The sequence below is a fragment of the Actinocrinis sp. genome, assembly GCF_035946395.1.
In the GTDB taxonomy this organism is placed as follows: Bacteria; Actinomycetota; Actinomycetes; order Streptomycetales; family Catenulisporaceae; genus Actinocrinis.
In genome coordinates, this window is sequence record NZ_DASYZI010000060.1 from 29237 (window position 1) to 51887 (window position 22651).

General features: G+C 70.2%; 17 protein-coding genes and 1 pseudogene. 11 read left to right on the plus strand and 7 right to left on the minus strand.

What is annotated here, in order from left to right:
* Positions 1-11: 11 nt before the first annotated feature.
* The 3 genes from VGS97_RS03925 to VGS97_RS03935 all read left to right on the plus strand — a co-directional run bounded on the left by VGS97_RS03925 (position 12) and on the right by VGS97_RS03935 (position 4262).
* A complete protein-coding gene (locus tag VGS97_RS03925; protein WP_326851788.1) occupies positions 12-3032 on the plus strand; it encodes an AfsR/SARP family transcriptional regulator in 3021 nt (1006 codons plus the stop codon).
* Between the two features lie 123 nt (positions 3033-3155).
* Positions 3156-3323, plus strand: a complete 168-nt coding sequence (locus VGS97_RS03930; RefSeq protein WP_326851789.1) for a hypothetical protein — start codon at positions 3156-3158, stop codon at positions 3321-3323.
* 225 nt (positions 3324-3548) lie between these two features.
* Positions 3549-4262, plus strand: a complete 714-nt coding sequence (locus tag VGS97_RS03935) for a response regulator transcription factor (protein ID WP_326851790.1) — start codon at positions 3549-3551, stop codon at positions 4260-4262.
* Between the two features lie 51 nt (positions 4263-4313).
* Here VGS97_RS03935 and VGS97_RS03940 read toward each other — a convergent pair whose 3' ends face one another.
* Genes VGS97_RS03940 through VGS97_RS03960 form a run of 5 tightly spaced genes read right to left on the minus strand, consistent with a single transcriptional unit; the run spans position 4314 to position 12926 of the window.
* The gene (locus tag VGS97_RS03940; protein WP_326851792.1) at positions 4314-5567 is read right to left on the minus strand and encodes an acyl-CoA dehydrogenase family protein; all 1254 of its coding nucleotides are present in this window, start codon (positions 5565-5567) and stop codon (positions 4314-4316) included.
* A gap of 1 nt (position 5568) precedes the next feature.
* Positions 5569-6717, minus strand: coding sequence for an acyl-CoA dehydrogenase family protein (locus VGS97_RS03945; RefSeq protein WP_326851793.1), 1149 nt, complete (start codon positions 6715-6717; stop codon positions 5569-5571).
* Positions 6718-6727: 10 nt separating this feature from the next.
* Positions 6728-10924, minus strand: a complete 4197-nt coding sequence (locus VGS97_RS03950) for an amino acid adenylation domain-containing protein (RefSeq protein ID WP_326851813.1) — start codon at positions 10922-10924, stop codon at positions 6728-6730.
* Positions 10925-10929: 5 nt separating this feature from the next.
* Positions 10930-12054 carry a M20/M25/M40 family metallo-hydrolase gene (locus tag VGS97_RS03955; protein WP_326851794.1) on the minus strand — a complete coding sequence of 375 codons (1125 nt, stop codon included), beginning with the start codon at positions 12052-12054 and terminating at the stop codon, positions 10930-10932.
* Positions 12051-12926, minus strand: coding sequence for a RimK family alpha-L-glutamate ligase (locus tag VGS97_RS03960; RefSeq protein WP_326851796.1), 876 nt, complete (start codon positions 12924-12926; stop codon positions 12051-12053). Before VGS97_RS03960 ends, VGS97_RS03955 begins: the two co-directional genes overlap by 4 nt.
* 324 nt (positions 12927-13250) lie before the next feature.
* Between VGS97_RS03960 and VGS97_RS03965 the strand changes: the two genes are divergently transcribed.
* From VGS97_RS03965 to VGS97_RS03990, 6 genes are all read left to right on the plus strand, one after another.
* Positions 13251-14000 (plus strand): sulfotransferase family protein, encoded by a 750-nt coding sequence (locus tag VGS97_RS03965; RefSeq protein WP_326851797.1) that lies wholly within the window; start codon positions 13251-13253, stop codon positions 13998-14000.
* Positions 14001-14229: 229 nt separating this feature from the next.
* A complete protein-coding gene (locus VGS97_RS03970; protein ID WP_349261966.1) occupies positions 14230-14826 on the plus strand; it encodes a hypothetical protein in 597 nt (198 codons plus the stop codon).
* 2 nt (positions 14827-14828) lie between these two features.
* Positions 14829-15947, plus strand: coding sequence for a BtrH N-terminal domain-containing protein (locus VGS97_RS03975; RefSeq protein WP_326851799.1), 1119 nt, complete (start codon positions 14829-14831; stop codon positions 15945-15947).
* Positions 15948-16026: 79 nt separating this feature from the next.
* A complete protein-coding gene (locus VGS97_RS03980) occupies positions 16027-17337 on the plus strand; it encodes a DegT/DnrJ/EryC1/StrS family aminotransferase (protein ID WP_326851800.1) in 1311 nt (436 codons plus the stop codon).
* A complete protein-coding gene (locus VGS97_RS03985; RefSeq protein WP_326851801.1) occupies positions 17334-18176 on the plus strand; it encodes a transketolase in 843 nt (280 codons plus the stop codon). The genes VGS97_RS03980 and VGS97_RS03985 overlap by 4 nt, the downstream gene beginning before the upstream one ends.
* Positions 18173-19141, plus strand: a complete 969-nt coding sequence (locus tag VGS97_RS03990) for a transketolase family protein (RefSeq protein WP_326851802.1) — start codon at positions 18173-18175, stop codon at positions 19139-19141. Before VGS97_RS03985 ends, VGS97_RS03990 begins: the two co-directional genes overlap by 4 nt.
* Before the next feature lie 198 nt (positions 19142-19339).
* On the opposite strand, the gene VGS97_RS03995 is transcribed toward VGS97_RS03990, so the two are convergent.
* On the minus strand, positions 19340-19918 hold the full coding sequence (locus tag VGS97_RS03995) for a dihydrofolate reductase family protein (protein WP_326851803.1): 579 nt from the start codon (positions 19916-19918) through the stop codon (positions 19340-19342).
* A gap of 178 nt (positions 19919-20096) precedes the next feature.
* On the opposite strand from VGS97_RS03995, the gene VGS97_RS04000 reads away from it, so the two are divergent.
* The gene (locus VGS97_RS04000) at positions 20097-21227 is read left to right on the plus strand and encodes a sigma-70 family RNA polymerase sigma factor (protein ID WP_349261969.1); all 1131 of its coding nucleotides are present in this window, start codon (positions 20097-20099) and stop codon (positions 21225-21227) included.
* Here the strand turns inward: VGS97_RS04000 and VGS97_RS04005 are convergent.
* Positions 21176-21613, minus strand: a pseudogene (locus VGS97_RS04005) (cellulose binding domain-containing protein); the annotation flags it as partial. The gene VGS97_RS04000 and the pseudogene VGS97_RS04005 sit on opposite strands and share 52 nt — an antisense overlap.
* A 276-nt stretch (positions 21614-21889) precedes the next feature.
* Here VGS97_RS04005 and VGS97_RS04010 point away from each other — a divergent pair.
* Positions 21890-22534: a hypothetical protein gene (locus VGS97_RS04010; protein WP_326851805.1), complete on the plus strand. Its 645-nt coding sequence runs from the start codon at positions 21890-21892 to the stop codon at positions 22532-22534.
* Positions 22535-22651: the final 117 nt, after the last annotated feature.

Consider the following 22651-nt stretch of genomic DNA (forward strand, 5'->3'; position numbering starts at 1 on the left):
GTGTGCGGGCCGTGACATCGACCGACATCGGAGGCGCCACCGGTCCCAAGCCGCAGTTCGCCGTCCTCGGTTCCTTGGAGGTCCGCAGCGGCGCCGACCCCGTGTCGGTCAACGGGGCTCTGCAACGGCGCGTCCTCGCCGTGCTGCTCCTGGAGGCCGGGCGCGTCGTGCCCATCTCCCGTCTGGTCGCGGCCGCCTGGAACGAGGAGCCTCCGGAAAGCGCCGAGCATCAAGTACGCAAAACGGTGGCCAAGCTGCGCCGCCTCATCCCGCACGGACCTGACACCATCGTCACCGACGGACCCGGGTATCGCGCGGTCGTCGACACCGAGCAGCTCGACCTGCTGCGCTACCAGCTGCTGTTGCGGCAGGCCAGGGAAGCGTTGGACGCCGGGGAGGCGGAGCGGGCCGCGGCGCGATTACGCGAGGCACTGGCCCTGTGGCGGGGGCCGGTGCTGGCGGGATCCGGCGGCCGGGTGGTCGACGCCGCCTCGACGGCTCTGGAGGAGCAACGGCTCACCGCCGCGGAGCAGCTCTACGACCTGCTCATAGACGCGGGTGAGGCCGCCGAGATCACCGGCGAACTGCGCGCCCTCGTGGACGAGCACCCGCTGCGCGAGGCGCTTCGCAGTCGGCTGATGCTCGCCCTCTACCACTGCGGCCAGCAGGCCGCCGCGTTGAGCGAGTTCGCCCGCGCCAGGGAACACCTCGCCGAGGAACTGGGCATCGACCCCGGCACCGAGCTGACCGGGCTGCACGAACGCATCCTGCGCCACGACCCGGCGCTCGCCCGCCCGGAACGCACCGCGTCCCGTGCCTGGCACCCGGTCACCGAGGCTCCGCACGCGCTGCCGTTCGACGTGCCGGACTTCTCCGGCCGGATCGCCGAGCTGAAGTGGATCCGTGACGCGGCCGGGCACGCCCCGCAGGGCTCGCCGACGGTCCTGGCCATCGACGGCATGGGCGGCGGCGGCAAGACGGCACTGGCCATCCACGCGGCACATCAACTGGCCGAGCAGTACCCCAGCGGGAGACTCTTCGTCGACTTGCACGGTTTCACGCCGGGCCAGACGCCGCTGAGCGCATTCCACGCGCAGGGCGACCTGCTCGCCGCCGCCGGGATCCCCAGCAGCGAGATACCCGTGGTGCCGGCGGGCCGCGCCGCGCTGTGGCAGTCCTACATGCGCGGCCGGCGCATGCTCGTGGTCCTGGACAACGCCGCCGCCTCCGACCAGGTAAGGGCGCTGATCCCCGCCTCCTCCGACAGCCTGGTGCTGATCACCAGCCGCCCCCGGCTGACCGGGCTCGACGGAGCCGAGTGGCTCACCGTGGGCGCCCTTCCGGCGTCGGACAGCCACCAGTTGCTGCGCAACACCCTCGGTGCCGAGCGGGTGGAGAGAGAACCGGAAGCGGCCCGTGAGCTGGTGCGACTGTGCGGGGGACTGCCACTGGCGGTCAGGATCGCCGCCGCCCGGCTGGCGAACCGCCCGCTCTGGACCGTCCAGCGACTCGTCGACCGGCTGCGCGACCACGAGCGGCGCCTGGACGAACTCGCCAGCGAGGGCCGGGGAGTCGCGGGCGCGCTGCTGCTGTCGTACCAGTCCATGCCGCAAGAACAACGAACGGCCTTCCGGCTCCTGGGCCACCACCCCGGACGCTACCTGGACGCCGACGAGGCCGCCGCTCTGCTGGACACGGACCCGCTGACGGCCGAGGGCGTGTTGGAAGAACTGGTGGACGTACGGCTGCTGGAGGCCAGAGAACCGGGGGTGTACGCCCTGCACGACTTGGTACGCAGCTTCGTGCACCGCGTGGCGCAGGGAGAGAAGGCGCCAGAGGACGGACAGGCGGTGCGCCGGCTGCTGGATCACTACCTGAACCGGGCGGAAAACGCGTGCGACGTGCTCTTCCCCGGGCGCCGCCGCTTCGGGGAGCACGGCGAGCCGGACCGGGGCGGCGACGGGTTCGACGACAAGGAAGCGGCGCTCCAGTGGCTCGACCAGCACCGCGACAGCCTGCTGCTGGCCGTCGACGCCGCTTATCACAGAGGACTGTTTTGGCATACCGCGCGGCTGCCGCGTGAGCTGGGCTTCCACTCAAGCATCCGCGGCTACGACACTCGCGCGAACGTGGCGCTGGAAAAGGGCGTCAGCGCGTCGCGGCAGCTCGGGGACCGGGCGCTGACCCGGCTGAACCTCATGAACCTGGCCATGGGCAAGTGGCGGCTCGGCCAGTTGCGGGACGCCGTCGCCCGCCTTGAGGAGGCCGTGGACCTGTCTCAGCTGATGCGGGACGCGCACAGCGAGGCGGAGTGCAAGGCCCGGTTGGGGCAGGCGTACAACAGCTTGGGGGAGTTGGACCGCGCGCTGCGGCTGAGCGAGGAGGCCAACCGCTGCGCGAAGGAGCTCGACTTCACCCGGCTCGACGGCTCGTCGCTGAGCACACTGAGCCTCATTCAGGTGCGCCTCGGGCGGTTCGAGGAGGCGGCGGAGTCGGCGCAGCGGGCGGTGGCCATCTTCGACTCGATCAAGGAGATACAGCTTTCCGTCGACGCGCTGAGCAATCTCTCCCAGGCGATCGAGGGCCTGGGCCGCTTCGAGGAGGCGCTCGCCCGGGCCGACGCAGCGCTTGAGCGGTGCCAGCGCATGAGCATGCCCTCCGTGTTGCCACTCGTGCTCGCCCGCAGGACGGATGTGCTGGTGTGCATGGGCAGGCTGGAGGAGGCGGCGAGCAGCGCCACACATGCACTCGCCGAGGCCACACGCAGCACCGACGATATCCACCGGGCCACCGTTCACCTCTCGGCCGGGCGCGCACTGTACGCGCAGGGCGACCTGAGCGGGGCGCGGGCTCAGCAGTTGCTGGCCTACGAGATCGCCTGCCGGATGGAGTTGCGTTACGACGAGGCGAGCGCGCTGTGGGGCCTCGCCCGTACCGCCGATGCCCAGGGGGATCGGCAGGCGGCCCAGAAACACCGTGAGGTGGCGGGCCGCCTCTTCTCGCTCATGGGAGTGCGCGAGACCGCACGTTGAGCGGGGCGGCCGCCCGTGCGGTATCGGGCGGGTGTCGAGAGGGGAACGGGCCGGGAAGGCGAGTCGGGAGCATCAGCGGAGTCGAAGGGGCCCGCCCTTCCGAGGGAACAAAGGAGCTCACTGATGCGCGTCGTCCCCATCGCCGCCTCCGTCATCGTTCTCGCAGCACTTCTAGGGGAAGCCACCGTCTCCTGCGTCGCGTCGGCGGCAGTCCAGCAGCATGTCGCTTCCGTCGCTCCCATATCGGCCGCGGCCGTCTCCGTGACTGGCGGCAACAACGGCAACGGGTGAGCTGAGGGCGGGGCTCTGCCGGGTTGTGGGAGCGCAGCCCGGTGTGCGTGAGCGCGTCGAGTTGGAGCAGCGAACGGTGGAGACAGGGTACGGGCTGCGGCTCGAACGGGTCGTGGGTGCGGACGGGGCGGTGCGGCGCCGGACGGAGTCAGCGTGTCTATGGCTTGACGGCCACCTATCGCACCGTCGAAGAGTCACACCCCAATCGTTATCGAGGCGGAGACAATGACAATTCGGGTACTCATCTGCGACGAACTGCCGGTCATCGGGGACGGTCTGCGGACTCTGCTCGATGCGGTCCCTGACATCGACGTGATCGGCACGACCGACAACGGCATGGAGGCCATCGTTCTGGTGCGCACCGCGCGGCCCGATGTCGTGGTCACCGATCTGAACCTGCGCACCATTTCCGGCCTGGAGATGATCCGCAGGCTCGGCAAGGAGGACGCGCCGCCCAAGATCGTCGTGTTCACCAGGTCCGACGCCGACAAGACGGTGAGCGACGTGCTGCACGCCGGCGCGAGCTGCCTGCTCGGCAAGGACGCGAGCCCGCAGCAGCTGATCACCGCGATCCAGGCGGCGGCGGCCGGGCAGACCATGCTCGCGCCCGACGTCGCGCAGCGCCTGGTCACCTGGTTCCGCGAGCAGCCGGAGCGTCCGGAGCCCGCGCCGTGGCCTGAGCTGACCGAGCTGACCCCGCGAGAGCGGGTGGTGACCCAGATGGTGGCGCGGGGCATGTCCACCGAGGAGGTGGCCCGCGAACTGATCATCGGCGAGGCCACGGTTCGCACCCATCTCTACCGGGTGCGAACCAAGCTCGGAGTCCGCGACCGCGCCGAGCTCGTGTCGCTGGCCTACCGTTCCGGGCTCATCGATCTGGCCGGACACTCCCTCGGCGGCGAGAGGTCAGGGTCGCGAGTCGACCTGCGCGTGAACTGACCCGCCTGCGAGCCGACCCCGACCTGAGCTTGCCCCTTCCGCTGACTCCCATTACGGCCGGGCCGCCACCGCGAGCGGAAGCGCTGTGTCGTCGTTGTCGGCAAACCCTGTGCCGTCGGTGAACGCTGTGTTATTGGCAGACCCTGTGTTATTAGCAGACTCTGTGTTATTGGCAGACTCTGCGTCGTCTGTGAATCCTGCGTCGTCGGTAAACCCTGTGTTGTCGGCCGCGCTGTCGGCGGCGGCGGTGAGTCTGGCCGCCTGGAGACGGGCGGTACCGACCTGCCGCCATAGGGTGGCGGGATTGCCGTATCGGGTGGACTCGGCCGCGGCCAGCCGGAAGTACCGGTGCAGGCCGAGTTCCGCGGTCATCGCCCTCACCCCGCAGCTCTGCATGCACAGCCGCACCACGTCGCGCGCGGTCTCAGCGGCCATCGCCAGCGCTATGACCGGCGCGGTACCGACCTCGTCGGGCTCGCAGTCGACCAGCCAAGCCCCCCGGTACACCGCCGCCCCGGTCGCGCGCAACGCCACCTGGGCACGTGCCAATCCGAAGGAGACGGCGGGCAGATCACGCAGCCTGGTGTCGAACTGGCGCCGGAAACCGGCGTATCCCACCGCGACCTGGTGCGCGCCCTCGGCGATCCCCAACAGATAGGCGGCCTGCCGCAACCGGGCTCGCGCAAGTGGGCCGGTGGGCGAGTCGTCCAGCGTCCCGACCACGTCCGCTGCGGTGACCGGCGTGGCCTTGAACCGGACGGCTGGCGGCCGGCATGCGACCTCGATGCCGAGGCCGGGCGCATCGCGCGGCACTGCGACGAGTACCGGCTCGCCCCCCGTCCTGGTGGCCACCAGAATCGGCCCGGCGCCAGTGCCGTCAACTCTCATGTCGTCGACTGTCATGCCGTCAACCGTGGCCGTGCCGGTCAGTTCCCAGCCGCTCCCGCGTGGGACCGCGGTGACCCCGGCACCGACCGGCAGCGCTTCCAGCCCGGCCAGTGCCGCGCCCGCCGGGCCGCCCATGTCGGCCGCCATCGCCTCGGCCCGGTAGGCGTTGCCGCACGCAGCGCGGCCGAGTTCCTCGCTGACGAGCACCCCGGCCGTCAGGCCGAGGCCGAGGCCCCCGGCGGAGGCCGGCCGTTCGAAGTCGGCCGCGCCCAACTCGTCGAGCACCTTCCGGGTCGGACCGGACGCTGCGTCGGCCACCGGCGCACCGTGCACCTCGTTCCGGGCGGGGACGCCGTCAAGGCCCGTACGCAGCGCCTTGCGCAACTGGACGAAGAGCGGGTCGGGGGTGGGGTCCATGTCAGTGCTTCTCCTGTCCGATGGAGTCGAACCCGGCGGCCGTGATCTGGAGCATCACCTCGGAGGTCCCCGCCGACAGCGTGGTTCCGGGCGCCTCCCGGTAGGCGGAGTCCAGGATCACCGCCGCCCTGGCGCGGTTCGCCCGCTGCTCTGGGCTGGGGATGTCGACGGCCCACGCCGCGATGCTCTGGGCGAGTTCGCTGCTGTGGTACTTGGCGACGGCGGCTGAGACCTGGTCGACCTGGTCCGACGCGATCCCGGTGATCACCTCCCAGGCGAGGACGTGGTCGGCGGTGAGCGCGCCGTGCCAGCGGCCGATCTGTTCGAGCTGCGTGTCGGACACGCTCTCGCGGTCGATCAGCGCCTCCAGCGCGGCATCCAGCCAGTGCTCTGCTTTGAGGTGGTAGTCGAGGCCGGTGCGTTCGATGGCCAGTGCCTGGTTGAGCAGCGGCCACCCCTCGTCGCGCGGTCCGAGCAGGTCGCCGCCCGACACGGGCACCGAGTCGAGGTCGACCCGGTGGAAGTGCTCGTCGCCGATGCCGGGTATCACGGACACCGTCACGCCGGGGGCGCCCATGTCGACCAGGAACAGGCTGATTCCCTGGTACTTCCCGGCGTTCGGCGTCGTACGGGCCGCGCACAGCCCGAGGTCGACGAACCGTGTCTTGAGGCTGAACACCTTGGTCCCGGTGATCCGGTAGCCGTCGCCGTCCGGCTCGGCCACGGCCCGCAGCGCGCCGAGATCCGATCCCGCGTCAGGTTCGGTGTAGAGCACCGAGGCGAAGCTCTCGCCGCGGGCCAGCGCGGGCAGGTGCCGGCGCTTCTGCTCTTCGCTGCCCGCCATCAGCAGGAACTGCCCGACGATCTGGATGGTGTTGACATGCAGCGTGTCCGGCACTCCCGCGCGCACCAGTTCCTCGGCGACGATCGCGGCATCGGTGAGCGGGCGGCCCTCTCCGCCGAACTCGACGGGCCAGTGCACGGCGAGCAGGCCGAGCTCGCCGAGCAGGCGGTAGAGCGGCCGCTGGTCCGGCTCGACACCGTCCGCGCCGGTGGCCTGCTGCGCCGCGGCACGCACCCTGGCGGAGCGCAACGTCTCGCGCGCGCCCGCCCGGAAGCGCTGTTGATCTTCAGTGAACCCGAACCGCATGTACGTCTCCTCAAGAGGCGAGCGTCGCTTCGATCGCCGCGACGACCCGGCTCAACGCCGGTTCCGTGAAAAGGGTGTAGTGGTCGCCGGGCACGCTCTCGGCCCGGAACCGGCCGGTGCACACCGTCCGCCACTGCTCTTCCATGGCGGTGTCTCTCAGAACGGTGTCTTTCAGGGCGGTGTCCTTCAAAGCGGTGTGAGACGAGGCTGTCAGTACTTTGACCGACCCGCCGTACGGACCCGGCGGCCGGTACGCCTGCATCGACAGGGCACAGGCCCGGAAGGTCTCGTAGCGGGAGGACAGCTCCTGCTCGGTGAGCTCCAGCTCGACGCCGAGCCCCGTCAGCGTCTGCCTGACGCCGGCCGCGCCGGCGGCCGGATCGTCCAGCACCGCGCGCACCGCCGGACCGTCACGTCCCGCCAGCCTGGCGACGTCGTGCACGAACCGCTGCCGCACCGTCGGCTCGTCGAGCGGGGCTGCGTCCGGGTCGTAGAGGGCGTCCTCGTCGTAGGCGGCGTCCAGCAGCACCACCGGCGGCCGTTCTCCGGTCTCCCGTTCGATCTGCCTGGCGACCTCGAAGGCGAGCACGCCGCCGTACGACCAGCCGGCCAGGCAGCACGACTCCGGCAGACCGCTCGCGATCAGGGCCCGCGCGATCCTGGCGGCGACCGCCGCCATGCCGTCCTGCGGATCCACCGCGGCGTCCTGCGGATCGGCGGAGAAACCGACCACACCGACGTCCTTGCGCAGTGCCCTGACCAAGGGCATATAGCAGAACAGTTCACCGCCGGACGGATGCAGAAGGATCACCTGCGCCGGGCCCGACGCACGCATCACCACCGGTGCCCGGCCGCCGTCCTTCGCGCCGGGCCCGGCGGCACCGGTCCGAGCAGGCGCCTCCCCGGAAAGGCTTTCCAGCGCGTCGAACGGATCGTCGGCACCGCGCCGTGCGGCGCGGGCGGCGTCGATGGTGACGGCCAGATGCGCGACGGTGGGCGAGACGAAGAAGTCGCCGAGCGAGACCTCCACCCCGAACCTGCGGTTGATCGCCGACATCAGCTGAAGCGCCTGGAGGCTGTTGCCGCCCGCCAGGAAGAAGTCGTCGTGCACGCCGAGCCGGCCGTTGCGCAGCAGCGGGGTGAGCACGTCGTGCAGCAGCACCCGTTCGGTCGCGGTGCGCGGCTCGTCGCCCGCCCCGTCGCCCGCGTGGCGCGGGTCGGGCGCGGGCAGTCTGCGCCAGTCGACCTTGCCGCTGCTGGTGAGCGGAAGCGCGTCCAGGACCACGAAGTACGACGGGATCATGTACGACGGCAGCAGCGCGCCGAGATGCTCGCGCACCGACGGCACCTGCTCCTCGGTCACGCCGGTCACATAGCAGACCAGATGCTTGTCACCGGAGTCGTCGGTCCATGGCCGCACGCTGACCTGCCCGATCCCGTCGAAGCCGGTCACCGCCGACTCCACCTCGCCGAGTTCGATCCGCAGACCGTGGATCTTGACCTGCTGGTCGAGCCGGCCGAGGAAGACCAGCCGCCCGTCCGCCAGCCGCTTTACCAGGTCTCCGGTCCGGTACAAGCGGCCGCCGGGAGCGGTGCCGAATGGATCGGCGACGAACTTCTCCGCGGTCAGCTCGTCCCGGTCGAGGTAGCCGCGCGCCAGTCCGGCGCCGCCGATCACCAATTCCCCCGGCACGCCGATCGGCACCTGGCGCAGGTCGCGGTCCAGCACGTGCGCCACGTGGTTGGTCATCGGCAGGCCGATCGGCGGCGAGACGTCCCAGGTGCCCGGACACTCCTCCACGATCATCGTCACCGTGCACTCGGTCGGCCCGTAACCGTTGAACAGCCGCCTGCCCGGGTTCCACCGGTTCACCAGCTCACCGCTGAACGCCTCGCCGCCGACGAACGCGATGCGCAGCTCGGTGAACTTCTCGGGCGCCAGTAGCGGCATCACGGTCGGAGGCAGGTCGATGACGGTGATGCCGGCTCGTTCCATCAGCGACTGGAGCCGGTCGATGGACAACCGCTCGTCATCGGTCGCCAGGTACAGGCGCGCTCCGGTCAGCAGCGCCGAGAAGGTCTCGAAGACGGAGACATCGAAGGTCACCGAGGCGAACCCGAGCACCCGGTCGGCCGTCGTCAGGTCGAACAGCTCTCGGGTGGAGTCGGTGAAGTTGACCACCCCGCGGTGCTCAAGCAGCACCCCCTTCGGCTTGCCGGTGCTACCGGAGGTGTAGATGACGTACGCGACGTTGCCGGGCTCCGCTGCGAGCGGCGGATTGTGACCGGGCAGCGCCGCTAGTTCCTCGCGGACGTCGTCCAGCGTCACGACGGGTGCGGCGACCTCGCTCACGGTCTTGCCGACCTCGGCGTGTGCGATCACCGTGCATACGCCCGCGTCGGCGGCGATCTCCGCGACCCGGGCGGAGGGATGCGTCGTGTCGAGCGGCACATAGGCCGCGCCGGTCTTGAGGACCGCGAAGATCGCGGTCGTCAGGTCCGCGTTCCTGCGCAGGCACAGACCGACCCTCGTGCCCGGCGCGGCGCCACGCCCGCGAAGCAGCGCGGCCAGCCGGTTCGCACGGTCGTTGAGCTCGGCGTAGCTGATCTCGACGCCGGAGACGACGAGCGCCACGCTGTCCGGAGCCTCCCGGACGCGCGCCTCGAACTGTTCGACGATGGTGGTTTCGCGGATCGGCCGGGTCGGCCCCTTGGCGGCTTCGGCGAGGAACTCCCCGTCCGCCGGGCTCAGCATCTGCGCGGCGGACAACGGGGAGTCCGGGGCGGCGGTCAGGGCGCGCAGCAGCTCGTCGTAGTGCCGCGCGAACCTGGCGATGCTCTCGGCGTCGAACAGGTCGGTGTCGAACTCGATGCCCAGCGGCGCGTCGGCGCCGGGAGCTGTCTGCCGGGCCAGATGCCAGCTCATGTCGAACCGGGGGATGCCGGGCCGGGTGAGCTCCCGGGAGGTGGCGATGCCTGGCATATCGAGCATTTCGGGTGCGGCGCCCACGTCCTGCACGCCGAACACGATCTGGAAGATCGGCGGGCGCGACGGATCACGGACCGGATTCACCGCGTCGGCCAGCTTGTCGAACGACAGGCCGCCGTGCTCGTACGCCTCGGACGACACGCCCTTGACCCGCTGGACCAATTCGCGGAAGGTCGGGTCGCCGGAGACGTCTGCGCGCAGCACCCTCATATCGGTGAACCGCCCGATCACCGATGACACCGTCTCGTACCGGCGGTTCGCATCCGGCGAGCCGATCACCAGGTCGTCCAGGCCGCAGTATCGGTGCAGGAGGGTGAAGAACGCCGCGACGAGGACGTCGAAACGGCTCGCGCCCTCCTGCCGGGCCAGTTCACCCGCCCGCTCCAGGCCTTCGTGCCCGACCGCGAAGACGCCGCTGCCGCCGGCGAAGGTCCGCGTGTCGCCACGCGGCCGGTCGGCCGGGAACTCCAGCACCTCGACGCCCGCCAACTTGCCCCGCCAGTACGCGACCAGCCTGTCCAGGTCGCCGCTGTCGAGCCGGTCGCGCTGCCACACCGCGTAGTCCGGGTACTGTACGGGAAGATCAGGGAGCTGCGGTTCGTCGCCGTCGCGCGACGACCGGTAGAACTCGGCGAGTTCACGGGTCAGCACACCCTGCGACCAGGCGTCGCACACCATGGCGGGTATGTCGAGCAGGAACAGGTGGTCCTCCGGCGCCACCCGGATCAACGCCGCGCGCCACATCGGCGTCCTGCTCAGGTCGAACGGCCTCCCGATCAGCTTCGCCACCAGCGCCCGCGCGGCGGCGAGCCGCTGCTCGTGGTCGTCGCCCGCCGCCTCGATCAGCGGCAGTTCGACCGGGACCTCGCGAACGACCACCTGCATGGGGCCGCCCTCACGCTGCACGATCGCGGTCCGCAGCGCCTCGTGCCTGCCCACGACCGCAGCCAGTGCCGAGCGCAGCGCGCTCACGTCCAAGTCGCCCCGTAAACGCATGCACAGCGGCGCTCCGGAGACAGGGCTGTCAGAGGTCGGACGGTCGAGGGAGCCCGGGCCGTCGAAGAAGCGCAGCGTCGCCTGAGCCTGCGACAGTGGTGCCGGACCTGTGTTCCCGCGCGGTGTGGGGCCCCGCCTGGCTGCGGCCTCCGCCTGCTCCCTCAGCCGCGCGAGGAACTGCGCTCGGCGCGGCGCGGGCAGCGCGGCGAGGCGCTGGGTCATATCGGTCACCTGAGACTCCCTTCGGGCTGCGGCGCGTCGATCACCCGGTCGCCGGAGCGGACGGCCGAGTGTGCCAACTCCGAGATCGCGATGGTGAGCACATCGATGCCGCGCAGGTAGTCCGACAGCATGATGTGCTCGTCGTCGGCGTGGTCGAGGCTGCTGTCGCCCGGACCGTAGGTGGCCATCGGGATGTCCCAGACCTCGGCGAGGGTGTTCATGTCCGAGGTGGCCGTCTTCACCACCAGTCGCGGCTGGGCGTGCAGCCGCCGGACACCGGACACCAACGCGCGGACCACCGGGTCGGCCCGGTCCACTCGGCAGGCCGCCACCGAGTTCACCACTTCGAGCTCGCCGGCCGGCAGCCGGTCGCGCAGCCCGCGCACCAGGCCGTCGACGTCGAATCCCGGTGGGATGCGGATGCTGAGATCCGCCGTCGCCGTGGTCATGTCGGCATTGAGCCGGCAGAGAGTCGCGCCCGGCCGGGCGAACACGTCGTGGCCCGCGTCCGGGCCGAGCAGTTCGACCAGCGAGCCCCAGCAGGCGACGGCCAGTTCGGACGCCTTCGGCGCCGGGTTGGTCGGGTGCGTGGCAGGACACCTGACGGTGTAGCGCAGGTCGAGCTTGCCCTTGTACCCGAGCACCACGCTCGACCATCCGCTCGGTTCGCCGATGATCAGCGCGTCCGGCCGGTCGTGGGTGGCCCGGATCGCCATCGCGCCCCTGGAACGCGGGGTCTCCTCCTCGACGACGCCGATCACCACGAGCCGGCCGCGGAAGTCGGCCGCGCCGGCCACCGCGCAGATCATCGCCGCGAGCGGTCCCTTCGCGTCCACCGCGCCGCGGCCGTAGAGCCTGCCGTCCTCGGAGCGGACCGGGAGCCGGCCCGAGGCGGTGTCCAGGTGCCCGAGCAGCATCACCGTCGGACCGTCGCCGCGTTCGACCACACCGATGACGTTGCCCACCCCGTCGATGTGCGCTTCGAACCCCAGGTCCGTCATCGCACCGGCCAGATAGTCGGCCAGCGCGCGCTCCTGGTAGGACGCGGAGGGGATCTCCAGCATGTTGCGCAGCAGCCCGAGGGCGTATGTCTCGGTCACCCTGCCGGACGAAGCGAACGCCCAGTTCATCGTTGCGCCCGTTCCAGTAGGTGGTCGACGATGTGGCCCGCGACGTCGACCCGGTCGGCGAGCGCGGATTGGAAACCGGTGAACTCGACCCGGTGGTTGACCTCCAGCACCAGCAGCCGGCCGTCACGCTCCTCGATCAGGTCGACGCCGGCGATGTCCGTGCCGACGGCCGCGGTGGCGTCGATCGAGAGCTTGGTGATCTCCGGCGTCACCTCGCACGGTCGGGTCTGCCCGCCGAGCGCCACATTGGTGCGCAACGACTCACCGGTCCGGTAGACGGCGCCCAGCACCTCACCGCCGACCACGATCACCCTGATGTCCCGATCGGGCTTGTCGATCAGCTCCTGCACGTACCCGATGTGCGACTGCGGGCCGGGCAGCGCGGCGACGTATTCGAGCACGGCCTCCGCACCGGCACGGTCGGGCAGCCGGGCCACCAGCCGGCCCCACGAGCCGACCAGCGGTTTGATCAGCGCCGGATAGCCGATGGCGTCCAGCGCGTCCAGCGTGGCCTGCGGGGTGAGGCCGAGCGCGGTGCGCGGAGTCGGCACCCCGGCCGCCTCCAGGGCCACGGTGGTGCGCCACTTGTCCCCGCACAGCTCGGTCGCGTCCGGGCTGTTGACCACCTCGACTCCCGCCGAAGCGAGGCAGCGGGCCGCGTACGCCGCGCGAACCTGGCCGATCTCCCGGTTCAGCACCAAACCCCACGGCAGGTCATGCCGCCCGGCCGCGAACCACTGCCCGCGCGTGTCGACGTGCTCGAAGGGGACACCACGCCGGTCGAGTGCGTCGAACAGCCGTTTCTCGTCCGCGCCGACCCTGCTGGCGAGTACGGCGATGCCGTCACCCGGGCGCCCTGGTGCCGCTGACACATGACCTCCGTAGTCACTGGTGGACCGGACAGCAAAATGCGGTCTGCCACGTCGAAACAGCCCTGTTCGAACTTGGCCGTGGCCGGCGGCGCGGGGTCGGCCGACGCGCGGCGGCGGGCGGGTCTACAGCCGCCCATAAGGCCACGGTTAGTTTCGAAGAGCCCGAAATGGAGGCTACGGGTACGTCGGCGCCATGCGCGTCCGCGACAAGTCCATTCGCGATGACGCGTGGCGTTGACTTCCGTCCCCGGCGACTGCGCATTTCACTTACCTGGGCCGGGCCCGGCCCGTGCCACGCTTGACTGGATTTCGAAAGGGGAAACCGTGGAGCACGTTCCGAAGCGGATCCCGGTGCTCGCGCTGTGGAGCGCGCCGCGCTCCCGCTCCACCGCGTTCGCGCGAATGATGGCGCAGCGGGACGACCGCGTCGTCGTGCACGAACCGTTCTCCCTGGTGGTCGACTTCGGCGAGGTGGAGGTCGGCGACCGGGTCGCGCACAGCGAACAGGACGTGCTCGCGGCGCTGCGCGCCATCGCGGTGCACAAGCCGGTGTTCTTCAAGGACACCACGGACTTCCACTACCCGGCCCTGCTCGCCGACGAGGACTTCCTGTCGGCCGCGACGCACACGTTCATCATCCGCGACCCGGCCGAGGCCATCGCGTCGCACCACGCGCTCAACCCGGACCTCGGCCGTGACGAGATCGGCTTCGCCCGGCTGTACGAGATCTTCACCGCCGTGCGGACCGCCACCGGTACCACACCGGTCGTGATCGACTCGGACGACCTGCTCGACCGGCCGGCCAAGACCGTGCGGGCGTACTGCGAGGCGGTAGGAATCCCCTTCCTGCCGGACGCGCTGAACTGGGAGCCGGGCATGCGGTCGGAGTGGCGGACGACCAGCAGGTGGCACAGGTCGACCAGCGAGACCGCCGGCTTCGCGCGCGGCATCGGCGGCGGAGCCGAGACCGTGGCGACGGACCCGGTGGCGGCGGACCCGGTTCTGCGGGCCTACCGCGACTACCACCAGCCGTACTACGACAAGCTGCGCGCTGCCGCGCTGCGGCCGGAATAGTCGGCATGATTACGGCTCTTCGGACTTGACCGTGGGCCCGCCCGCCGCCGCGCGTCGGCCGACCCTGCGTCGGCCGACCTGCGCCGTCGGCCACGGCCAAGTTCGAAGAGGGGCGATTACCCGGCGGGCGCGCCGGAACAGCGATTCGAGCATTCGGGGTAATCACGATGCGGACGAAAGCAGTGAATGACGGGACTAGGTTTTGGACATAAATCGGCGCTCCAGTGAGGTGGGTCACTTGACGGCTATTTCGGTGTCCTCCGTCAAAACCAGGCTGTGCGACCCGGTCGACATCTCCGGCCATCGCAACAACACGGCAATCTCGGCGGCGACGGATACCAAAGCGGGGGCGTTCAATGTATGGGGGAACTCGTTCGCGGCCGAATACCTGCCCGCGGGCGGGAGCCTCGTCCACGTGGACGGCGTCCCCTTCGAGTTTCCGCCGGTCTGCGACGGGCCGGACAACATCCGCTGCGCCGGGCAGTTCATCGGCGTCCCGGAGGGCCGCTACGACTGGATACACGTCCTGGCGGCGTCCGAACGCCGCTGCGAGGACACCGTCGAACTGAGCTTCGCCGACGGCTCGGTCGACGCGGAACCGCTGCGGATCTCCGACTTCTGGGCGGCGCCCGCCTGGTTCGGCGAAGTCAAGGCGTTCGAGAGCCTGGTCATGCACTACCCGCACCACGTGCAACGAGGCGTTCCCGCACTGATGTGGGCGCAGCGGGTGCCGGTCACCCGGCGCGCCGACCTGACCGGCATCCTGCTGCCCCGCAACGTCGCGGTGCACCTCTTCGCGGTCACCCTCCAGCGGATGGAGATCTGACAATGACCGTCGAGATGACGGCACGGACGTACATGATCACCGGGCCGGAACCCGAGTTGTGGTACCGCGACCTCGTCAGCTGCCTGCAATCCACGTTCGGTTCGCTGCTGGCGCGAGCGGGCGCCGATCCGCTGTCCGTACTCGGTGCGGGCTGGCGGTTCCTGCACCTGCCTGGCGATGTCAGGTCCGAAGAGTTCTACTACCCGTGCCCGGCCAACGAGTCCGGCGGCACCGACCTCGGCGCCGCCCTGGCCCCGCACCACGAACTGCACTCGCGCTGGTGGCAGCCCGCCGACGAGAACGACGTCTGGCGGGAGGTGCGCGAGACGCTGGCCGACGACCGGCTGGTCATCGCCGCCGTGGACAACTTCCATCTGCCGTTCCGGCCCGCGTACGGCGACGTGCACGCCGCGCACCTCGTGGTGGTCTACGGCCTGGACGAGACCCGCGGGGTGGTGTACGTCTCGGACGCGATGCCGCCCGCGTTCCGCGGCGCCGTCCCGATCGAGGAGTTCCTGCGCAGCTGGGGTTCGGCGAACCCGACCGACGTCCAGGACGCGTTCTTCAGCGACTCACGGATCGGCAGGCGCTGCCTCGATGTCCGCCTCGACGCCCCACCCGCGCCGCTGACTCCCGAACTGCTCGGCGGCTTCCTGCACACCGACGTCGACGCCTTCACCGCGGTCGGATCCACTCCGGCAGCCGGATCCAACACAGCAGTCGGATCCAACACGGCCGACCCCGCCGCAGACGCCCGTGCCCGTACCGGACTGGCCGGATACGACGAGTTCGCCGCGGAACTGCTCGACCGGTGCCGGGCCGGCGACGCCGACGCGTTGCGTGAGCTTTATCCGTTCGGCTGGGGCATGCAAGCGCAGGCCGCACTGCACGGCGAACTGCTGCGCAGTTGCGGCCGGCAATGGGGCGATCCGGCACTCGCCGGCGCCGGACGCGCGGTCGAAGCCGTCGCGCACGCGTGGACCGGACTGCGGTTCACCGGCGCGCACGGGCTCGAAGACCCCCGTGCGGCCTCAGCCGACATCGCGCACCACGCCACGGTGCTGCGCGGCAAGTACGCGCGCGCGGTCGACGCCGTCGGCGCGGCAGCGGCGCGACTGTGACCGCCCGCGGTTCAACCGCCGTGTCCATTTTCGAAGACGTGCCGGTGTCGAACACTGCGATCTCGTGAACGGGAGAACGATGAGCAAGCTGGCGGCATTCGGCGGTACGGCGGCCGTGCCGAGGGAGCGGCGCCACGTGGAGTGGCCGCTGGTCGAGGACGACGACCGCAAGGCCGTCATCGACGCGCTCGACGGCGCGAGACTGGTCTCCGACACGGACGGGGTGAACCCGGTGTCCGCCCTGGAGGAGAGCTGGGCGCGCCGCTTCGGCTTCGAGCACTGCGTCGCCGTGTCCAACGGGACCGCGGCGCTGTCCCTCGCGCTGGCCGCGCTCGGCGTCGGGCCGGGGGACGAGGTGATCGTGCCCGCGCTCACCTTCATCGCCACCGGGCTCGCACCGGTCCACCAGATGGCCGTGCCCGTGTTCGCCGACATCGACCCGGTCACCTTCAACATCGATCCCGACGACGTGGAGCGCCGGATCACCGACCGGACCGCGGCGATCATTCCCGTGCACCTGCACGGCGCGCCCGCCGACATGGACCGGATCACCGAGATCGCGAACAGGCACGGCATCCCCGTGCTCGAAGATGCCGCGCAGGCTCCCGGGGCGACCCATCGCGGGCGACCCGTCGGCGGGATCGGCGCCGTCGGCGCGTTTAGTCTCCAGGTCACCAAGAACATTCCCACCTGCGGTGAAGGCGGCCTGCTGGTGACCGGCAGTGCCGAGCTGGCCGAGGCGATGCGCCGGGGCAGGCAGTTCGGCGAGGTGATCGAGGCCGGCCGCGACCGCGACTACGTGTCCTACGGCCTGGGCTGGAACCACAAGATGAACGCCCTGCAAGCCGCGTTCACCGGCGCGCAGCTGGCCCGGTTCGACGAATACGAGAGCGCTCGGCAGCGCAACATCACCGAGTTCCTCGCGCGGCTCGCGCAGCTGCCCGGCCTGCAAGTGCCGACCGCGCTGCCGGGCACCACGCATGTCTGGCACATCCTGCGGTTCCGGTTCGACCCTGCCGCGTTCGGTCTGGACACGGTCGGTCCGGATGGGGTGCGGCCGGAGGCCCTGCGCTCGACTCTGCGGCGGCTGCTGCGCGCCGAGGGCGTGCCGATGTCCCAGTACCAGCTCATGCCGCTGCCCGACCAGAAGGTGTTCGTGGACCGCATCGGCTTCGGCGCGGGATACCCGTGGTCCGTGACCGGCGCGCCCGCAACGGTCGCGGGTGAGGGCTATCCGGTGGCCCGTGCGGTCATCGCCGACTCCCTGACCATCCAGAAGCGCCACCTCAATCCGGGGTCGGGTGAGCTTCTCGCCCGGTACGCGGATGCCTTCGAGAAGGTGTGGGCGAACGGCGACATGGTGGCCACGCTCGCGAAGGCGGCGTCATGACCGTCACGCCGCTCCTGGAGCGGGACACGCTGGACTCGGTCGCCGCACGCATCCGCTCGCACGTCGTCGACATGTGCGCGGGGCCCGAGGGCGGTCATCTCGGCGGCGCGTTCTCCTGCGCCGACGTGCTCACCGCGCTGTACTTCTCGGTGCTGAACGTGGACCCGGACCGGCCTGACGACCCGGAACGTGACCGCTTCCTGCTCAGCAAGGGCCACGCCGCCGTGGGGCTTTACGCGACGCTGGCCGAGCGGGGCTTCTTTCCGGTCGGGGAACTGGCCGGATACGGGCGGCCCGGCAGCAGGCTGATGGGTCATCCGGTACGCGCCGTGCCCGGCGTGGAGCTGCCGACCGGGTCGCTCGGCCACGGACTCGCGCTGGGCTGCGGGTTCGCGCTGGCCGCCCGCTACGCCGGCCGCGCCTCGCGCACCTTCGTCCTGCTCGGCGACGGCGAACTCCAGGAAGGTTCGGTCTGGGAGGCGGCCATCGCGGCCGCGTCGCTGCGCCTGGACCGGCTGATCGCCGTGGTGGACCGCAACGGCTTGCAGCTGACCGGCGCCACCGAGGGCATCGCGCCGATGGAACCGCTGGCCGAGCGCTGGCGCAGTTTCGGATGGGCGGTCCGCGACGTGGACGGGCACGACCCGGCCCGGCTGGCGGAACATCTCGGCGCCGCGCCGTGGGAACCGGGCAAGCCGAGCGTGCTGATCGCCCGCACGGTCAAGGGCCAGGGGCTCCCGTTCCTGGCCGGCCGCAGCGCCAGCCACTACGTGACGCTGTCGCCGCGAAACCACGCGCGGGCGATCAACGCGCTGCGAGCCACCGAGACCGCCGGATGAGCCGCGCGACCCGAGAGGCATACCGGGACGGCCTGCTTTCTGCACTGGACCGGCATCCCGAGCTGATCTGCCTGGACTCCGACACCGGCCTGTTCGGCGCCGACCACGTCGCGGCGGCCGGCGATCAGTACCTCAACCTCGGCATCGCCGAGCACAACCTGATGGGCATAGCCGCCGGGATGGCCGCGTGCGGGCGGATCCCGTTCGTCAACACGATGGCCGCCTTCGCCACGTCCCGGGCGCTGGAGGCGATCAAGATCGACATCGCCTACAACCGGTTGCCGGTCCGCATCATGGCCACCCACGGCGGTCTGGCCGCGGGCCACCTCGGTCCGACGCACCAGGCCCTGGAAGATCTCGCCGTGCTGCGGGTGCTGCCCGGAATGACCGTGGTGGTGCCTGCCGACGCCGCCGCCACGGAAGCGTTCGTCGAGCAGAGCCTGAACCTGGCCGGACCGCTTTACGTCCGGCTCGGTCGCAAGCCGACCCCGGAGCTGCCCGCGGCTCCGCCACCGATTATCGGGCAGGCACAGACGCTGCGGCAGGGCGGCGACGTGGTGCTCGTGAGCTGTGGCCCGTACCCGGTGCTCGCCTGCCTCGCCGCAGCGGACATGCTTGCCGAGCAGGGCATCGAGGCAACCGTGCTGAACATGCACACGCTGCGGCCGTTCGACACCGAGACACTGGTGGCCGCGGCGCGACCGGCCACGCTCGTGGTGACCCTCGAAGAGCACTGGCGCAGCGGCGGCCTCGGCGGCGCGGTGGCCGAAGCACTCGCGGAGAGGGCGCCCATACGAGTGTTGCGGCTGGGCATGCCGGATCAGTTCGTCGACGAGGTCGGCAACCAGGAGCACCTCGTCGCGCATTACGACCTCACCGCGGAGCGGGTCGTGAGGACGGTCCGTACGACTCTCGATGCGGCGGCCCGCTCCGGGATGGCCGATCGGGAGACCGTCACCGTGTAACTGTGTAAGCGCTGCCGGCCGGCCGTTTGGTATCGCAAACTGCGATCATGCGGCCGTGTCCGGCTGCTCTCTCGCCAGCAGGCATGAAGAGTCTTGAGGCATGGCTGCCGATGCTCCTCCTGCGAATAGTCTGGGATCTTCCGGAAATTCCGGAAGATCCCAGACTGATTCAGCGTGGACGTGCCGCGAGGGCCACGGCTAGACGGCGTGCACGACCTCATAGGCGACGAAGGTCAGGCCGTTTCCGACGGTGCTCGTACGGACGAGGCGCAGCGCCTTCCTGTCGCTGGTCCGGCCGAACAGGCGCGCTCCGTCCCCGAGTATGACGGGGAAGATCATCAGGCGAATCTCGTCGACGAGGTCGTGTTCGATCAGCGTCTGGACGAGCTGGTAGCTCGCGTAGACGAGGATTTCGCCGTCGATGCCCTGCTTGAGCTTCTCGACCTCGCCCACCACGTCGCCGGTGAGGACCGTCGAGTTGGACCACTCGGGCTGCTTCGAGGTGGAGGACACCACGTACTTGGGCATGGAGTTCAACTTGTCCGCCCACTCGCCGGTGCGTGACTGCCAGCGCGCGGCGAACCATTCGTCACTCCTGCGGCCCAGCAGGAGGGCTTCCGCGTTCAGGGTCTCGGCGGTCTCGACCTCGGTCCACTGCGCAAGGTCGTCGGCCCCGAACCGGCCGAACCAGCCGCCGAGCGGGGAGCCCTCCTTGCCGTCCGGGTCCTGCACGACCCCGTCGAGCGAGCTGTTGGTGGTGACGATGAGCTTTCCCATTTCGCGTCTTCTTCCACTCGTGGCTTCACGGTCACGGGTACAGAGGTCGCGCCGCCGGGAAACTGGGCGCCCGCGGACCGCCCAATTCGGCCCTCGATCGGTGTCTGTACAGGGCTGGGACAGCTCGATGGGCAGCGTGGCGTGAGAACGAGGAGGCGTTGGGGTGACGCGGGCCGAGATGGCAGAGGCAACGATCGACCTGATGGCGAGGGCCAGGGCCGGCGACGGGGCTGCGTTCGGTGAGCTCACCGAGCCATACCGCCGCGAGCTGCGGGTGCACTGCTATCGGATGCTCGGGTCCTTCCAAGACGCCGAGGACGCTCTGCAGGACGTGTTGCTGAGCGCTTGGCAGGGACTCGCGGGCTTCGAGGGGCGGGCCTCGCTACGGACCTGGCTGTACCGGATCGCCACCAATCGGTGCCTCAACGAGCGTCGCGCGGCTGGCCGGCGGCGGGCCAAGGAGTGGGACGTGCCGGGGGTGGAGCCGCCCGCGCCGACCCGGCTCGGCGAAGTCGTCTGGCTTGAGCCCTATCCCGATTCGCTCCTTGAGGGGGTGATCGACGTGCCTGCGCCCGGCCCCGAGGTTCGTTACGAGCAGAGCGAGGCGATCTCGCTGGCCTTCGTCACCGCGCTTCAAGTGCTTCCACCACGTCAGCTCGCCGTTCTCGTCCTGCGCGACGTGCTCGGATTCCACGCGGCCGAGGTCGCCGAGATGCTCGACACGACCGTGGAGTCGGTCACCAGCGCCCTCAAACGGGCGCGCAGCGGTCTGGAACGCCGGCGACCGACGGCTGCGGACCGCGAACGCTCTCCCCTCGGCGGCTCGCCGGCCGAGAACGCGCTCGTGGCGAGGTTCGTCAGTGCGTACGAGTCCGCGGATCTCGACGCGCTGGTTGCCCTGCTGAGCGACGACGTCTTCACCTCCATGCCGCCGATGCCCTTCGAATACGAGGGCCGTGATGCCGCGGCCCGCTTCTTCGCGAGCATCTTGGGCTCGGGTCGGCGATTCGACCTCGTGCCGACCAGGGCGAACGGCCAACCGGCGTTCGGGGCTTACGTGCGCGCATCCGAGGGAATCAGCCACGCCGTCGGCCTCTTCGTCCTCGCGGTCGCCGCCGACGGGATCTGTGCCCTGACGCGATTCGAGAAGGACGTGCTCGCGTGGTTCGGTCTTCCGGACTCGATCGGTTATGAGGTACAGGCGCCGCCGTTCAGCGTGAACTCGGTCGGCGACGCGTCGCTGACCGTCCAGGTGCCTTCCATGCCGACCTCGTTCAGCGTGGCGCCGGGCGCGATCGACGAGTCATAGGAGTTGGCGGTCATCGTCACCGCGCTGCCGGTTTGAGCCGCGGTGGCTCCCCACGCGACGCTGATCTTCTGGTCGCCGCCGAAGTCGAAGGCGAGCGTCCAGCCGTTGATGGGAGCGGTTCCCGTGTTGGTGATCGCGATCGACGAGTAGAAGCCGCCGGGGAATCGACCGAGCACGGTGTAGGTGACGTGGCAGGCCACGCTCATGCTTGCCGCCGCGGGGCCGGAGATGACGAACGATCCGAGCGCGAGGGCCAGTGGCACGATCGCGGTGCCGAGGGCCCGCCGCGCTGTACTCCCCATCGTGGTACTCCGCATCGCTGTACTCCCCATCACAGTACCCTCCGTCTCCGCGTCGACTCGCGAATGATCACAGATCACTGACATACGTCACGCTCGCGTCGCCACCGCGCATGCGCAAGAGCGCACCCGCGCCGCCGCGTCCGTACCGGTGCCTTCCTGTGGGGCGAGCGGTGGCCCCGGTACGAGCGTTGCAAATCGCATCGTCGGCATCGGTCGGCGACTGCGTGTGGCGAACGAGTGAAATATGACACCGCGTCAGGGCTGTCCAAGTGACAGAACGGGGTGACGGGACCGCCGTGGGATACGAATGGATGCAGATATGCCCATTCATTATGAATTAATCATGAAACGGTGGTTCCTATGCGTACCTCATTCGGCGGTAGACGCCGTCTGACGTTTCTGCTCGCGGCGCTGGTCACCACGCTGCTCGGCTTCGCCGCCGCGGCCCCGGCGAGCGCCGCCAAGACGATCCCGGGCGACAACGGCGATGTGAAGATCCACGCGGTGGGGACCTTCTTCGTCGACCACCGCAATCAGCCGCACGTGTGCCGGTTCTACCTCGACGCCTTCAACTTCGACCCGGTGCAGCAGATCACCTGGCTCATCAGGCAGCAGCCGCCGACCGGGCACGCCGAGGTGAAGAGCGGCTCGATGACGCTGTCGAACGGCGCGGGCCACTCCGTGGTCATGAGCCTGCCCGCCGGGCACTACAAGCTGGTCTGGAACTTCACCGGCGAGCACGGCGAGGCGAAGTTCAAGGTCTTCTGGTCCGACTGCGCCGCGATCCCCTCCCCGCCGCCCGGGTCGGTCGTGCAGACCGGCGGCGGCACGACGATCGGGACGGTCAACTCCTCGGGGCAGGCCATCTCGCCGAGCGGCACCGTGGTCACCCCGTCGCTCGCGGAGACCGGCGTCTCGCTCGGCCCGTGGGCCGCCGCAGGGGCGGGTTTGCTGCTTGCCGGCGGGTTGCTCGTGCGGCGCGTTTCTCGCCGACGCATGCAGTGATCATGAAGTGATCGCGCGTCACATTCCTCCTTCGCCGTACGTCGCAGTCGTACAGGCATCCAACTGAGCTGTTGATGCGCTGCGCTGTACTGCACAGAGTGTGGGTATCAGCGAAGG